At 53.0% G+C, this 381-nt stretch carries 1 pseudogene; it reads left to right on the top strand.

The features are described from left to right. Window positions 1-381 (top strand): annotated as a pseudogene (locus CSV68_RS16890) (hypothetical protein); the annotation flags it as partial.

Genomic DNA, 381 nt, shown 5'->3' with positions numbered 1-381 from the left:
GACTGGGCTTACTCGGATAAAGACAACACCCGTATCTTTGCCAACCTGACCCAACGTTTTGACAACGGCTGGGAAGCGCACATCAACGGCATGCATGCGGAAACCCATTTCGACAGCAAACTGATGTATATGTCCGGCTATCCGGATAAAGAGACCGGGGCGGGCATGGTCGGCTACGGCGGCTGGAACCGCGGAGAACGTAAGCAGGATGCCATCGACGCCTTCCTGCGTGGCGATTTCAGCCTTTTTGGTCGTCAGCATGAGATGATGTTTGGCGGGAGCTTCAGTCGCCAGCGTAACCATTACGATAACAGCATGCCGGATGCGTTATACGGTATGGTGGATGTGGGTAATTTTAAAAACTGGAATGGCAAAATCGCC

This window comes from Sporosarcina sp. P29 (assembly GCF_002743265.1).
GTDB lineage: Bacteria > Bacillota > Bacilli > Bacillales_A > Planococcaceae > Sporosarcina.
This window is presented reverse-complemented; position numbering and strand designations above follow the sequence as displayed.